This window comes from Listeria marthii, assembly GCF_014227425.1.
Lineage (GTDB): Bacteria > Bacillota > Bacilli > Lactobacillales > Listeriaceae > Listeria > Listeria marthii.
This window is the reverse complement of record NZ_JAASWB010000001.1, coordinates 325,472-341,429: the sequence shown is the minus strand read 5'-3', so window position 1 is coordinate 341,429 and position 15,958 is coordinate 325,472. Positions and strand designations below refer to the sequence as shown.

The window sequence follows — 15,958 nt, the reverse complement described above, 5'->3', positions numbered from 1 at the left end:
TCAGTTGTAAAAGACGCGAAAGCAAGCATTACGAACAATTGTTCACTCGGAAAATAATTAGGTAGCTAAAATAATTTAATTTAGTATTACAATCTAAAATCAGCTGTGCTATAATGTGTCTGGTCAACTTGGAGTTAGCTAAAAATCAAATAAAAAAGGTAGGGAATACAATGGCTTCGCCGCTAAAAAGACTATTAATCGGCCGCCCTCTGAAAACATCAGAAGCTGGAGACCAAAAATTGGGGAAATTAAAAGCTTTAGCAGTTCTGTCATCAGATGCACTTTCTTCTATTGCGTATGGTACAGAACAGATCTTATTGGTACTCGTAACTGTTAGTGCTGCCGCTATGTGGTATTCATTACCAATTGCGCTCTGTGTACTTGTTCTTTTGTTTGCTCTTAATCTATCTTACAAACAAATTATTTACTCTTATCCACATGGTGGGGGAGCTTATATTGTTTCGAGAGAGAATTTAGGGAATAATGCTGGTTTAATCGCAGGTGGATCCTTGCTAGTAGATTACATGCTTACCGTTGCTGTAAGTGTATCGTCTGGAACAGATGCCATTGTTTCTGCAGTCCCATCGTTATATCCGTTCGCAGTACCTATAGCTGTAGTGCTTGTCGTCGGAGTAACCATTATCAACCTTAGAGGGATTACTGAATCAGCTAGTCTACTTGCAATACCAGTATATTTATTTGTTTTTTCTATTATTGCTCTTATTTTTACAGGTTTATTTAAAGTATTAACTGGTATGGATGCAAGTCATGAAACGGCTGCAGTAGGAACACATGTGCAAGGTGTTACAATTTTTCTTTTACTAAGAGCATTTGCATCAGGCTCGGCTTCTCTAACTGGTATTGAGGCTATTTCAAATGCAGTTCCGTTATTTAAAGAACCGCGACCAAAAAATGCAGCTAAGACATTAACGTTAATGGCAGGCTTGCTTGGTTTCTTCTTTGTAGGAATAACTGTCCTTGCTTTTGTTTATGGAACGGTACCTGAATTAAAAGTAACTGTATTATCTCAAATTGCTGAAAATGTATTTGGTAGAAACTTCATGTTTTATTTTATTCAAGCTACGACTGCACTTATTTTGGTTTTAGCAGCTAATACCGGATTCTCTGCATTCCCAATGTTAGCATTTAACTTGGCGAAAGATAAATTTATGCCAAGAATGTATTTAGCTAGAGGAGATAGACTAGGTTATTCTAACGGTATTATTACGTTAGCAATCGGCTCTATCTTACTAATTATTTTATTTAAAGGGAAAACGGAGCTACTCATTCCGCTATATTCTGTTGGGGTGTTTATACCATTCACTCTTTCGCAAACAGGGATGATTGTAAAATGGTGGAAACAGCGTCCAAAAGGCTGGAAAAAGGCATTATCAGCTAATTTACTTGGTGCCTCGATTTCGTTCACCGTTCTGCTAGTGTTATTTTTAACGAGAATTGAATCTGTGTGGCCGGTATTTATCTTTATGCCAATTATGATTTATGTGTTCCATCGGACGAGACATCATTACCGGAAAGTAGGACCACAACTTAGAATTGACGAAACAATGGACTTGCCTGATTTCAAGGGAAATGCCGTCATTATTTGTGTGTCTGATACCACCAAAGTTGTAGAAGGAGCATTGCAATATGCTAAGTCTATTGGTGATACGGTCATAGCTGTTCACATTTCTATTGATAAAAAGCAGGAAAAAGAATTTGTTGAGAGATGGAATAGGGTTCATCCGGAAGTGCGTATGGCTAATCTGTTCTCTCCGTATCGATCTATTTCAGATCCATTAATGAAATTTATTGACACAGCTAAGCAAAAAGCAGATCAAGACAATTACTCACTAACGGTATTAATACCGCAATTTATCCCTAGAAAAGGTTGGCAAAACGTCCTTCATAACCAAACAAGTCTATTGATTCGCACAAGACTTCTAATGAAAAGGGATGTTGTAGTGTCAACATATCCTTATCATTTAAAAGAATAACAAGAGAAAAAACGGAAGAGACCTTCGGGGGAAGAGGGGGGAGCTCTTCCGTTTTTATAATGGAACAATGTAAGCATAACTGGTGTTTAATTATTTGTAAAAAAACGAATTTGCTTTTTTGGAGCTAATTTTCAGTAGAAAAAATGATTTTCACCTAAGCGAAAACCGCATTTTGAATCTGATAAAAACCTCTAAAATCAAATAATCTGCGTGAATAAAGTTTTTTACATAAATTAAAAAATATTTTATAACGTACAATCAGAGCACCGTGATTTGTATATGCTATAAATAATGAAGCGGTCAGCTTAGAACATAAGGTCATAAATAGTAATACTTATCTAATAAAATGAATAAATATAAGTCTAACGAAAAATAAGTAAAAGGACTTAATTAATGTTACAAAGTGGTAACAAATTTTTCTTTTTGATGAATTCATACTGAGTGGATTTATCATCTCTTTAGAAAGCGCTACATAGAGCCATTTACCATTTTTACAGCACGGTTTTAAAATCCGCCAAACCCTTGAAAAAAGCCAGTTTTCGCGTTATAATTTCAGTAGTTGATGGGAGTTATTATTTTGGTAAAGGGGCGCTTTGAATGCAGGAGCAGGACGTTAGGTATTATGTACTACCTACTATTATTGTTTTTATATTAGGAATTGCTGCAATGAATGCATCTAGTTTTCCATTTATTAGTTTTCTAACAACTACGCTCGTTGCTGTCGTCATTGGAATGATCATTGGCGGAATTCATCAATTAGGCAGAGTGATTATCAAAGCTTATCAACAAACGAAGGAACGTAGAGTCTCTCAAAAAAAGTGGCAAACACTATAAAATGACTCATTACATAATCATAATAAACCAAGCATTTTCGGACTTTTAGAGAGAATGCTTTTTTTGTGGGTTAATTCTTATTTTTTTTTTTGTAAAAGATGGTACAATAAGGAAGATTATGAATGGAGGAGGTTGGAGATGGCGACTTTAGCAGATGTTGCGAAACGGGCAAATGTCTCCAAAATGACAGTTTCACGGGTTATTAATCATCCAGATCAAGTCTCAGATGAACTGAAAATGCTTGTTTATAGTGCAATGGAAGCCTTAGAGTATGTACCAAATTATGCTGCCAGAGCGCTTGTTCAAAATAGGACACAAGTCATAAAGTTTTTGATTTTAGAAGAAATTGATACAGTTGAACCATATTACATGAACTTACTAACTGGCATTAGTCGGGAGTTAGATAAGTATTATTATTCGTTGCAACTCGTTACACAAAGATCCAGAAATATCGGAGCTTATGACGGGCTTATTGTTACGGGAATACGCGACAAAGATTATGATTTAGGACTTTTAGATATTGATAAACCAGTTATTTTTTATGGTGAAAATAAACGTGGCTATGATTCGATTGATGTAGACAATAAAAAAGGAACCGCGCTCGCAGCAGAGCATATGGTAGAAATCGGGTTTTCGCGAATTGTCTTTTTAGGAATTGATTTATTGGATGAACAGTTTATGAAATCACGCCTAGAAGGTTACGAAGAAGTGGTGAAAAAACACGGTTTGAAGCCGGAAAGCTATTTTATTGCTAATAGTTCGAGTGTCGCGGAAGAAAAAGCATTTGAATTATTGCGTTATAACTCAGAAAAAATTGCGATTGTTTGCGCATCGGACCGAATTGCGATTGGTGTCGTTCGGGCTGCCGCTGCATTTGGTCGCCGTTTTGGTGAAAATATTGCTGTAACAGGGTTTGACGGTGTTTTCTTAGATAGAATTTCATCGCCCAAAATTACTACTGTTCGTTCTCCGGTCGTTGAAATGGGAGAAGAACTCGCGAAGATGTTACTTGCGAAAATTAATGATCATGGAAAGCCTCAAGGAAACCTATTATTTACTCCTGAATTACTGATACGAGCCTCTACAACTGGAAAAGAAGAGTAATAAAAACGCTAGGAATCTTTATTCCTAGCGTCTTTTTTATTTGAGTAAAATCGGTAAAAATGCAATAAAATCAAAGATGAAGTGAACGATAAAAGTAACCCAAATCGAGTTTGTTTTCTTAAATAAGTAGTTCAAAATGAGTCTTGCTGGTGCCAACGTAACGATACATTGTAGGAAATTAAAATCATAGGAAGTCAAGTGCCACGTTGCAAAAAGTAACGCGCAGAGCAAGGAAGCTTGCCAAAATTTCCAGTTCCATTTTTTCCAAGCGGCGTATAGCAAGCTAATAGATAGCAATTCTTCGCCGAGTAGCATAAATGGAATACTTGTAAAAACGTAAGACCATGTAAGAACACTGTTGATACCATTTTCAGTAGTACTACCTGCGAAGTAAGCCCAGGCAATGTTGAAAATAGAGCTGATAATAATTAATGCAGGAGCACCAATAAGTATCCATTTGAAACTAAAATGTTTAAACCAATCGAGGAATTCTGCTTTCAATATGATAAAAGCGATAACCCCCATACATAGGGCATTAAAAAAAGCACCTATAAATTCTAACACTCCAATATTGGAAATGATGTGTGGCAAAAGAAGAAAAAGAACACCAATAATGATTGCGCTGGAAAATAACCAATACCCTTGTTTTCTATAGCTTAAAGTATTTTCCATTTTATCCTCCTTTTAGACCAGTTTTAAGAGCATTTCAGTAGTCCATGAGTTATTATAGCTCTTTACTTTAAATCAGTAAAGTTACTAATTTGTCATATTGGAGCACGGGAATCGACGGGGTTATCTTTGCTAGTTAAAAAATCTTGTTACCGTTAACGAGCGAGAAAAGGTTGCAAACGCTTTAATGGAAATGCTAATTTGAAATAGAACGAAAGGTGATATAGGAGGAGAAAAAATGGAAAAAGCAGGGATTTATCATCAACCAGCGAGTAGCTATGCTTATAGTTATGACGCGAAAACACTACATATTCGGATTAGAACGAAACGCTTGGATATTAGCGAGGTTACTCTAATTGCGGCCGACCCTTACTTATGGAACGACGGAAAATGGCAAAGTGAATCTTATACGATGCGCAAAATCGCAGAAACAGAAGAGCATGATTATTGGTTTTTTGCAATTACACCAGAGCACAGACGTCTGCAATATGGCTTTTTGTTAACGGATACAGAGGGAGAAACAACCTTTTACGGCGGACGTGGCTTTTTTGAGCCGACTGAAGCAAATTTAGATACGATGGATTATTATTTTAAATTTCCTTTTATACATGCAGTGGATACTTTTGAAGCGCCTGAATGGGTAGGGCAAACAATTTGGTATCAAATTTTCCCAGAACGTTTTGCGAATGGCAATCCGGAAATTTCACCAGAGAATGCGTTGCCGTGGGGAAGTAAAGATCCGAGCACGACAGACTTTTTCGGTGGAGATATTGAAGGAATTATCCAGCATTTAGATTATTTAGCGGAGCTTGGCATTAATGGGGTTTATTTGACGCCTGTGTTTGAAGCGCCGACTAATCATAAATATGATACGGTTGATTATAAAAAAATTGATCCGCATTTTGGTGATAAAGAGACTTTTAGAAAATTGGTTCAAGAAGCGCATAAACGTGGCATTCGGATTATGTTAGATGCAGTATTTAACCACATTGGCGATACTTCCGCAGAGTGGCAAGATGTTGTTCTAAACGAAGAAAAATCAGCGTATCGCGATTGGTTCCATATTCATAGTTTCCCTGTTCGTCAAAATGAAAATGGCAATATCGAAGGAGAACCAACGCTTTCCTATGATACGTTTGCTTTCACGACTCATATGCCGAAATTAAATACAGCTAACCCGGAAGTACAAAAGTATCTTCTTGATATTGCAACTTACTGGATTCGTGAATTTGACATTGATGGCTGGCGATTAGACGTTGCTAATGAAGTCGATCACGCTTTTTGGAAAGAGTTTAAGAAGGCGGTTCAAGCGGAAAAAGAAGATATTTACATTCTTGGTGAAATTTGGCATGATTCGTGGATTTGGCTGCTTGGCGATGAATTCCATGCGGTGATGAACTATCCATTTACGCAAACCATTATCGAGAACTTTATTGAAGAAAAAATTACGCCGGAACAAATGGTTTCCGGTATTAATGAGCAATATATGCGCTATCCAAATCAAGTGAATGAAGTGATGTTTAACATGCTTGATAGCCATGATACGGCGCGCATTTTAACACGTGCTAATAATGATGAAGATAAAGTGAAACAGGCGCTTGCCTTCATGTTCGCGCACACTGGTTCGCCGTGTATTTATTACGGCACAGAAATCGGAATGGACGGCGGAAATGACCCGGGTTGCCGTAAATGTATGGAGTGGGACGAAGCAAAACAAAATCAAGCTATGCTAGCGTTTACGAAACAACTGATTGCGCTTCGAAAAGACAATCAAGCAATTATCACATCCGGTGAATTAACTTGGCTAGGGGCAAGCAGTGAAACAGGCATTACTGCATTTACAAAAGAGCTAAATGGCGAAAAACTACATTTCCTTTTCAATCAAGCAAATGAAGAGAAAGATTTCACAATATCATTTAAAAACGCAGCGACGGATATTTGGAATAATCATGCTGTATCGGATAACCTTACTATCCCGGCAAAAGGATTTCTTGTTATTAAAGAAAACAGCTAAATCAATAGCGTAAAGGGATTTTTCACATGTTTACTGAGAAAATGTTGTTATCGGTAACATGTGAAATCCTCTTGTAAACGCTTTCGGAATCAGCATATAATAAATGCATAGGTTAACCTAATTCACAAACTTTAAAAAGAATTGAAAAAAGATGGGGACTTGGAAAATCAGACAGTAATGAGCGACTTTTTTCATAAAGAGGAGGAAAAGTAAATGAAGCGTTTCAAAAAAGTGGGAATAGTTTCGGCGGTTTTAGTAATGGCTTTAAGCTTGGCAGCATGTGGTGGCGGAAAAGATACTAGCAAATCGGGCTCATCTGATGAAAAGACATTAACGGTTTCTGTTGACGCAGGTTACAAAGACTACGTGAACAAAATAAAAGGTGATTTTGAAAAAGACAATGACGTGAAAGTAAAAGTAGTCGAAAAAGACATGTTTGAAACGTTAGAAGCACTTCCACTTGATGGTCCAGCTGGAACTGCACCAGACGTAATGATGTCTGCATTTGATAGAATCGGAAGCCTAGGTCAACAAGGACATTTGGCGGAAGTTAAACTTGGTAATAAAGACGATTACGATGAAAAAGACCAAAAACAAGTAACCATTGATGATAAAATTTACGGTGCTCCAGCAATTATTGAAACATTAGTTCTTTACTATAATAAAGATTTACTCGACAAAGCCCCAGCAACTTTTAAAGATTTAGAAACACTTTCCAAAGATTCTCGTTTTGCCTTCACTTCTGAAAAAGGAAAAAATACTGGTTTCTTAGCAAAATGGACTGATTTCTACTTCTCTTACGGACTTCTTGCAGGATACGGTGGTTATGTATTCGGCGATGAAGGTACAAATCCAAAAGACATCGGTTTAAACAATAAAGGTTCGGTTGAAGGAATTACTTATGCAACAAAATGGTTCCAAGATGTATGGCCAAAAGGTATGCAAGATAATAAGAGTGCAGATGACTTTATCCAAGATCAATTTGTTAAAGGTAAAGCAGCAGCAATTCTAGGCGGCCCTTGGTCAGCAGCAAACTACAAAGAAGCAAAAATTAATTACGGCGTAGCAAAAATCCCAACACTTGATAACGGTAAAGAGTATTCTCCATTTGCAGGCGGTAAAGGTTGGGTTGTAAGTAACTATTCTAAAAACAAAGATGTAGCGCAAAAATGGTTGGATTATGTGACTGACCAAAAAAATCAAGAAACTTTATATGATATGACAAATGAAGTACCAGCTAACTTAAAAGCACGCGATACAGCAAAATCGAAAAATGATGAATTAACTAATGCAGTTATCGAACAATACAAAAATGCACAACCAATGCCAAATATTCCTGAAATGTCGGAAGTTTGGACTGGCGCTGAAAACTTAATGTTTGATGCAGCTTCTGGTTCGAAAACACCGCAACAATCAGCGGATGATGCAGTAAAAGTAATTGAAGACAATGTAACGCAAAAATATACTAAATAATCATGAGTTGGCGGGGCAAAGATAGCGCGCTCCGCCAATTTTTTTCAACTTAGTTAGTGAATCTATATCTAGAATTGAGGGTAACAAAATGAAACTAGAACAAAAACAAATTAAAAATGTTCGTCAAGCGACTTTGTTATCAATCATTCCGGGACTTGGTCAATTTTATAATAAGCAAAATTTTAAAGGGATTGTTTTTTTCGCACTATTTGCTTTGTTTATCATAGAATTTTTTGCAGTTGGGCTGAACGCACTTATTGGCCTCGTGACACTTGGATCTGTGCCAGGTGTGGACCATTCCTTATTCTTAATGATTGAGGGTACTTTACAATTAATTGTGACATTACTATTTATAGGCTTTTGGTTTATAAATATTTTCGATGCAAGACGCGTGGCTATGCAGTGGAACCTCGGTGAAACTGTCAATCGTTCCGCAATTGCTATTATAAAAAATATGCTCGACAAAGGTTTCCCGTACTTACTTACGCTACCCGCTTACCTAGTGATGACTTTTGTTATTATTTTCCCAGTTCTTGTAACGCTTTTCATGGCATTTACGAACTATGATTTTTACCATATCCCGCCAGCGAACTTAATTGACTGGGTTGGATTTAAGAACTTCTTTAATATTTTCTTCCTAAGTTCGTATCGCGACACATTCCTAAGTGTATTTTCGTGGACGCTCGTTTGGACGATCTGTGCGACTTCTTTACAAATTGTTGTTGGGGTATTCACAGCGATTGTTGCGAACCAAAGCTTTATTAAAGGGAAACGTCTCTTTGGGGTAGTTTTCTTACTTCCTTGGGCGGTACCAGCTTTTATTACGATTATGAGTTTTTCGAATATGTTTAATGATAGTATCGGAGCGATTAATTCGCAAGTTATCCCGCTACTAAACCATTTGCCATTCGTTGATATCAATGCGATTGCTTGGAAAACAGATCCTTTCTGGACAAAAGTGGCGCTGATTGGTATCCAAGGTTGGCTTGGGTTCCCGTATATTTACGTTATGGTTACAGGGGTACTTCAAGCGATTCCTGGTGAGCTTTATGAAGCAGCTAGAATTGACGGAGCAAGCGCGATTCAACGTTTCCGTAAAATTACGCTGCCGATGATTTTATTCGTAACAGCGCCCGTATTTATTACGCAATATACATTTAACTTCAATAACTTTTCAATTATTTACTTATTCAATGAAGGTGGTCCCGGAAGTGTCGGAGCAGGCGCAGGATCAACCGATATCTTAATTTCATGGATTTACAAATTAACAACAGGTACTTCGCCACAATACGCTGTAGCTGCTGCTGTGACGTTACTTATTTCAATTATCGTGATTACCGTCTCGATGATTGCCTTTAAGAAAACGAATGCCTTTGGGAACGAGGAGATGATGTAAATGAGAGACTTTATGAAAGATCAGCGGACAACAAAGTTTTTAACACAGTTTTTCACGTATTTATTTTTAACCGTGCTTACGATTATTATTTTGTATCCGATTCTAATAACTGCATCTTCGGCCTTCAAACCAGGGAACATCGCGGCATTTACGCTTGAGTGGTCGGATAGCTGGACGCTGAATAACTTTACAAGATTATTTAATGAAACATTATACCTTGATTGGTACAAAAATACGCTAATTATCGCAGTTGTAACGATGATTATGCAAGTAACGATTGTGACGCTAGCCGGTTATACATATAGCCGTTACCGTTTCAAAGGTCGTAAAAATAGCTTAGTGTTCTTCTTGATTATTCAAATGGTGCCAACAATGGCCGCGCTAACAGCTTTCTACGTGTTAGCAATGCTACTAGGCGCGCTTGACCAATATTGGTTCTTAACATTAATTTATATCGGCGGCGGGATTCCAATGAACACATGGCTGATGAAGGGCTACTTCGATACCGTGCCACGTGATCTTGATGAATCCGCCAAACTCGACGGCGCAGGGCACTTCCGGATTTTTGCGCAAATCATTTTACCACTTGTAAGACCGATGATTGCCGTTCAAGCTCTCTGGGCATTCATGGGACCATTCGGTGACTTCTTACTTGCAAAATTCCTACTGAGAACGCCAGAAAACTTAACAATCGCGGTTGGTCTTCAAACCTTTATCGCCAACCCTCAACAACAAAAAGTAGCCTTATTCGCAGCGGGCGCAATCTTAGCCGCGCTACCAATTTGTTTACTGTTCTTCTTCTTACAAAAGAATTTTGTTTCCGGCCTAACTGCTGGTGGAACAAAAGGATAATTGATTTTTAAAAAGGCTGTGATATCAATGAAAAAAGTTCCGTTTATCATTCAATATGTAAAAAGTACACTTGGACCAACGGCAATTTTCGAAGGTCGGAAAGTACTGAAATTCTGGCAAATGGTCATCGTGTTTATTTTCTTAAATGCGCTGCTGTTACTACCTGTTTCGGCGCACTTTGCTAACCAGTCGAGCTTTGATTTACCAAGTTTAATGCCGAAAATGGCAGAGCTTAGTACGGATCAATTGGCGGCTGAGGTCGGCGGACTGACGCTTGAAAATGGCGAGCTAACTAATAAAAATGCGCATATCGTCGAAAAATCAGCAAATGGTGTGGCTGGCGTGAATTTAACGCAAGCAGAACTGGCTGGAGCGAAGAATGTGATTAACATCAAAGACCGAGAAATGACGCTAACAGATGCGAGTGGCTACAATTTCGAAGTGAGCTATCCGAAAAACGCGACGTTAAGCGAAATTACGTCCGGGGAATCGCTTATTAATTGGGTTTCAGCGCAGTGGTACTTAGAAAACCAAGCGTTTGTTTTCTTATCGATGGTGCTGATGATTGGCTCGATTGTTTTTGTTAGTTCGCTAATGTTAGCTGTGTTCACGACACTTTTCATTTGGATGACAAAACGGAGCAGTTTTTCAAGCATTGCTTCTTTTAAAGAATCATTTAATTTAACGCTAAATGCACTAGGAATTCCAGTGGTTGCAGCTTGTATTATCGGCTTTATCTACTTTGATATTACCGTTATTATGGCTGTAGAGTCGCTCGGAATGGTGTTAATGATAGCATGGACATTTTTGAAAACAAGATTTTATAAGACTAGTGAAAAAAGTATGGCTGCTAGTCGCTAATTAGGAGGTTTTAGTATGGCACAGAAGCAATTATTTGAAATCGAACCATGGACATTACGGACAACCAAACTAGATAAAGAAAATAAACGTTTGCAAGAAAGCCTAACTTCACTCGGTAATGGATACATGGGGATGCGCGGGAATTTTGAAGAAGGATACTCCGGCGACGGCCATATTGGAACTTATTATGCAGGCGTGTGGTTTCCCGATAAAACACGCGTTGGTTGGTGGAAAAATGGCTATCCAGATTATTTTGGTAAAGTCATCAACGGCCTTAATTTTATCGGAATTGAAGTACGTCTTGACGGTGAAAAGCTCGATTTATTTGTAGATGAAGTAAGCGATTTTGAACTTGTGTTAGATATGGAAAAAGGCGTTTTAAGACGACAATTCACGGTCGTTAAAAATAATAAAACCTTCCAGATTTCAGCGGAACGTTTCCTAAGTGTTGCAACGAAAGAACTGGCGGTTATTCGCTACCACGTGAAAGCGCTAAGCTCAGCAAAAGTGGAATTAACGTCCACTTTAAACGGTAACGTCCAAAATGAAGATGCCAACTATGAGGAAATGTTCTGGCAAGAAGTCGAAAAAGCGGCATCAAAAAATCACGGCTCACTTGTAACGAAAACAATTCCGAATAACTTCGGCACGCCACGCTTCACCGTTTCTGCAGTAATGGAAAATAAGACCAATGCGGTAAACGAAACAAACCAAACAAAGGATCTTTACGCCGAAAACTATTATCAATTTGATTTACAAGCAAATGAGGTAGCGCAAATCGAAAAACGGGTGGTCATCACTACTTCTCGTGATTTTGAAGAAGCGGAAATTTTACCAGCGGGGGAAGAAATTTTAAAAAGCTTGGAAACCATGTCTTACGAAGAGCTGTTAGCCGCACATGTAGCAGGATGGCGCGAACGCTGGGATAAAGCTGATGTCGAAATAACGGGTGACGATTCCGCGCAACAAGGTATTCGTTTTAACATTTTCCAATTATTTGCGACTTACTACGGCGAAGATGCTAGATTAAACATTGGTCCGAAAGGCTTCACTGGAGAGAAATATGGCGGCGCGACATACTGGGATACCGAAGCGTTCGCACTTCCAATGTATTTATCGCTAACGGACAAATCTGTCAGCCATAACTTGCTCAAATATCGCCATGATCAATTAGACGGTGCCAAAATCAACGCACAAAAAATTGGCTTAGGTGGCGCACTTTACCCAATGGTCACTTTTACCGGAGTCGAGTGTCATAATGAGTGGGAAATTACTTTTGAAGAAATCCACCGTAATGGCGCGATTGCCTATGCGATTTACAACTATACTAACTACACTGGCGATGACTCGTATTTAAAAACAGATGGTATTGAAGTATTAACCGAAATTACTCGTTTCTGGGCTGACCGCGTGCATTTATCCGATCGCCTTGATAAATACATGATTCACGGTGTTACTGGACCAAATGAATACGATAATAACGTTAGCAATAACTGGTATACAAACTATATCGCGGCTTGGACAATTCGATATACGCTAGAAAACTTGGATGGAGAAGCGAAAAAACGTTTAGGCGTGACCGAATATGAAGTTGCTAAATGGGAAGATATCGAGCATAGAATGTATTATCCTTTTGACGAAAAATGGCAGATTTTTGTACAACACGATACCTTTTTAGATAAAGAGTTACGTTCGACGGATACACTAAAATCAGAAGATATGCCAATCAATCAAAACTGGTCGTGGGATAAAATTTTACGTTCTTGCTTCATTAAACAAGCCGATGTACTTCAAGGTTTATATTTGTTCTATGATGACTTTGACTTTGACACAAAACAACGCAACTTCGAATTTTATGAGCCATTAACGGTACATGAATCTAGTTTATCGCCAGCTGTGCATGCAGTGTTAGCGGCGGAACTTGGTAAATATGATAAAGCAGTAGAACTGTATCAGCGGACAGCGCGACTGGATCTTGATAATATCAACAATGACACAGACGATGGCTTGCACATTACCTCCATGGCCGGAAGCTGGCTATCCATTGTCCAAGGCTTTGCTGGGATGCGCGTAACAGCGGGCGAGTTAAGCTTTGCGCCATTTTTACCAACAGGCTGGGACAATTATCGTTTCAAAATTAACTTCCGCGATCGCTTATTAGAAGTAAAAGTAGAAGTCGGACAAGTGACTGTAAAATTATGTCACGGAGAGCCAATTGATTTAGAAATGTATAAGAAAAAATATTTGCTAGAAACGGCTGTAACAGTAGAAATTTAACGACAATAGAACTTGTTGGAAACGATAACAATCGTTTTCAACAAGTTTTTTCTTTAACAAATCTTTCTAATTTTTGGCGGGATGATTGCTTTTTCCGCCTGCACTCTTATGCTATAATAAAGAAAGTGAACCATGTGATCATAAATGGTTTACAAGAGGCACGGAGGTGAAGTGATGGATTTTTCCAATATGTCGATATTGCATTATCTAGCAAATATTGTAGATATTCTTGTCGTATGGTTTGTAATTTATAAAGTGATCATGTTAATCCGAGGTACAAAAGCAGTACAATTATTAAAAGGCATTTTTATTATCATTGCAGTCAAACTATTAAGCGGATTTTTTGGTCTCCAAACAGTTGAATGGATTACGGATCAGATGCTTACTTGGGGATTCCTTGCAATTATAATTATCTTCCAACCGGAATTGCGCCGTGCTTTAGAAACGCTTGGACGAGGCAATATTTTTACTCGTTACGGATCAAGAATCGAGCGCGAACAGCACCACTTAATTGAGTCTATCGAAAAATCTACCCAGTACATGGCGAAACGTCGTATTGGCGCATTGATTTCAGTAGCACGCGACACTGGGATGGATGATTATATTGAAACAGGTATTCCGCTAAATGCAAAAATTTCTTCTCAATTATTAATTAATATCTTTATTCCTAATACACCGCTTCATGATGGAGCTGTTATCATTAAAGGAAACGAAATTGCATCGGCAGCAAGTTATTTACCACTTTCAGATAGCCCGTTCTTATCCAAAGAACTTGGAACGCGTCACCGGGCTGCACTTGGAATTAGTGAAGTGACAGACAGTATTACCATCGTAGTTTCCGAAGAGACAGGCGGAATTTCCCTTACTAAAGGTGGAGAACTTTTCCGTGATGTTTCAGAAGAAGAGTTACATAAAATTCTTCTTAAAGAGTTAGTCACAGTAACTGCAAAGAAACCTTCTATCTTTTCTAAATGGAAAGGAGGCAAAAGCGAATGATGGATCGAATTTTAAATAATAAATGGTCGATTCGGATTATAGCCCTAATACTTGCAGCCATCCTTTTTACATCGGTGAACGCTAATAACAATAATGCCACGTCCTTTTCGACAACTGCTTCGAGTGATTCAGAAGTCATTGAGAACGTGCCTGTCAAAGTATATTATGATAAAACTAATTTATACATTTCAGGAATTCCAGAAACCGTGACCGTTACGCTTTCTGGCCCGCGTAGTATTGTTCAATCTGCCAAAGCGCAGCAAGACTTTACCGTTTACGCAGATTTGAAAAATGCATCGATTGGGACACAAGAAGTAAAACTACAAGTAAAAGATGTATCTGACCGCTTGAAAGTAAAAGTGAATCCTGCGACAGTGACAGTAAACGTACAAGAAAAAGTAACGAAAAAATTCTCTGTAGATGTAGAACTAAGTAAATCTGTTGTTGCAGACGGATACCAAGCTGGAACACCAATAATCGACCCTAAAAAAGTCTCCATTACTGGTGCCAAAGATACGATTGAACAAATCGCTTACGTCAAAGCAACACTCGAAAATGATGGTAAGCATAAATCGGAATTTACCGATAAAGCAACCGTCTCTGTTTTTGACAGTAATTTGAATAAGCTAGACGTGGAGGTAAATCCACAAGAAGTAGAAGTAACCGTCCCAGTTGAAAAAGTTGGGAAGTCGGTTCCAGTGAAAATCAAGCAAGAAGGCACGCCAGAAAATGATATTGAAATTTCCAGCATGACACCAGATAAGTCAGAAGTAGTTGTCGTTGGTGACGATGCGGTCCTTGAAAAAATCAAAGAAATCGAAATTCCAATTGATGTTTCTAAAATAAAAGCAGATACCGTCAAAGAGGTGACTGTTCCTGTTCCAACCGGCGCGAAATCAGTCCAACCGACGACGATTGAGGTGAAGATTAAGACCGTAAAAAAGTCTGAAGCAAATAATACCACCTCAGAGAACAATCAAGGTACAGATACAAGCGATGAAAATACAGATGATAATAGCACGAAAATTTCCAAGTCGTTTTCTAATATGCAAGTATATATGAGCGGATTGAAAAATACGTTCGATGCCCAGATGATTACGCCTGCGAATGGAAAAGTTTCTGTAACTATCACTGGAGAGAAGAAAACAGTCGATGGAATTGCAGCGAAAGATCTAAGTGTTATTGCCAACTTAAGCAAAAGCAAAGCAGGAAATTATAGCATACCGCTAGAGTTGAATGGTTTGCCAGATAATGTCGCTTATGTAATTAATCCTAGAAGAGCAGATTTCATCATTACAGACAAAGAAGCATCAATTCAAGTACCTTCCAAAAAAACATAAACATAAGGAGTGTGGGGCGTATGTCTCATACTCCTCCTTTTTTACAAAAGCTTTTAATACATAAAAGTGAGTGATAGCAACGTTTTAACGTAGAGGGATGAAATTTTCTCTCAAAAAAGGTATAATAACAGATGTATGGTTGAGAGTG

The 15,958-nt window shown here is 38.2% G+C and carries 12 protein-coding genes; 11 read left to right on the top strand and 1 reads right to left on the bottom strand.

The annotated features are described in order from the left end of the window. The first annotated feature begins 170 nt into the window (after nt 1–170). The 3 genes from kimA (at nt 171) to HCJ55_RS01735 (ending at nt 3,932) form a co-directional block, all read left to right on the top strand. Nucleotides 171–1,994: a potassium transporter KimA gene (kimA, locus tag HCJ55_RS01745; protein WP_185501913.1), complete on the top strand. Its 1,824-nt coding sequence runs from the start codon at nt 171–173 to the stop codon at nt 1,992–1,994. Between the two features lie 597 nt (nt 1,995–2,591). Next, the gene (locus HCJ55_RS01740; protein ID WP_185501914.1) at nt 2,592–2,828 is read left to right on the top strand and encodes a hypothetical protein; all 237 of its coding nucleotides are present in this window, start codon (nt 2,592–2,594) and stop codon (nt 2,826–2,828) included. A 138-nt stretch (nt 2,829–2,966) separates the two neighbouring features. Continuing rightward, nucleotides 2,967–3,932, top strand: a complete 966-nt coding sequence (locus HCJ55_RS01735; protein ID WP_008948443.1) for a LacI family DNA-binding transcriptional regulator — start codon at nt 2,967–2,969, stop codon at nt 3,930–3,932. Between the two features lie 36 nt (nt 3,933–3,968). Here HCJ55_RS01735 and HCJ55_RS01730 read toward each other — a convergent pair whose 3' ends face one another. Then, on the bottom strand, nt 3,969–4,604 hold the full coding sequence (locus HCJ55_RS01730) for a CPBP family intramembrane glutamic endopeptidase (protein WP_008948442.1): 636 nt from the start codon (nt 4,602–4,604) through the stop codon (nt 3,969–3,971). Between the two features lie 235 nt (nt 4,605–4,839). Between HCJ55_RS01730 and HCJ55_RS01725 the strand changes: the two genes are divergently transcribed. From HCJ55_RS01725 to HCJ55_RS01690, 8 genes are all read left to right on the top strand, one after another. Further along, entirely contained in the window at nt 4,840–6,615 is a 1,776-nt protein-coding gene (locus HCJ55_RS01725) for a glycoside hydrolase family 13 protein (RefSeq protein WP_185516778.1), read from the top strand. A 213-nt stretch (nt 6,616–6,828) separates the two neighbouring features. Continuing rightward, complete coding sequence (locus HCJ55_RS01720) at nt 6,829–8,088, top strand: extracellular solute-binding protein (RefSeq protein ID WP_008948440.1); 1,260 nt, start codon at nt 6,829–6,831, stop codon at nt 8,086–8,088. Between the two features lie 88 nt (nt 8,089–8,176). After that, on the top strand, nt 8,177–9,484 hold the full coding sequence (locus HCJ55_RS01715; RefSeq protein WP_185392236.1) for a sugar ABC transporter permease: 1,308 nt from the start codon (nt 8,177–8,179) through the stop codon (nt 9,482–9,484). After that, nucleotides 9,485–10,336: a sugar ABC transporter permease gene (locus HCJ55_RS01710; protein ID WP_003763416.1), complete on the top strand. Its 852-nt coding sequence runs from the start codon at nt 9,485–9,487 to the stop codon at nt 10,334–10,336. It abuts the gene before it with no gap. 27 nt (nt 10,337–10,363) lie between these two features. After that, a complete protein-coding gene (locus tag HCJ55_RS01705) occupies nt 10,364–11,197 on the top strand; it encodes a DUF1189 domain-containing protein (protein ID WP_185516776.1) in 834 nt (277 codons plus the stop codon). Nucleotides 11,198–11,212: 15 nt separating this feature from the next. Next, complete coding sequence (gene mdxK / locus HCJ55_RS01700; RefSeq protein WP_185516774.1) at nt 11,213–13,474, top strand: maltose phosphorylase MdxK; 2,262 nt, start codon at nt 11,213–11,215, stop codon at nt 13,472–13,474. A 174-nt stretch (nt 13,475–13,648) separates the two neighbouring features. Then, the gene (dacA, locus tag HCJ55_RS01695; RefSeq protein WP_003722380.1) at nt 13,649–14,470 is read left to right on the top strand and encodes a diadenylate cyclase; all 822 of its coding nucleotides are present in this window, start codon (nt 13,649–13,651) and stop codon (nt 14,468–14,470) included. Then, nucleotides 14,470–15,810 carry a CdaR family protein gene (locus HCJ55_RS01690; RefSeq protein ID WP_185502103.1) on the top strand — a complete coding sequence of 447 codons (1,341 nt, stop codon included), beginning with the start codon at nt 14,470–14,472 and terminating at the stop codon, nt 15,808–15,810. Before dacA ends, HCJ55_RS01690 begins: the two co-directional genes overlap by 1 nt. Nucleotides 15,811–15,958: the final 148 nt, after the last annotated feature.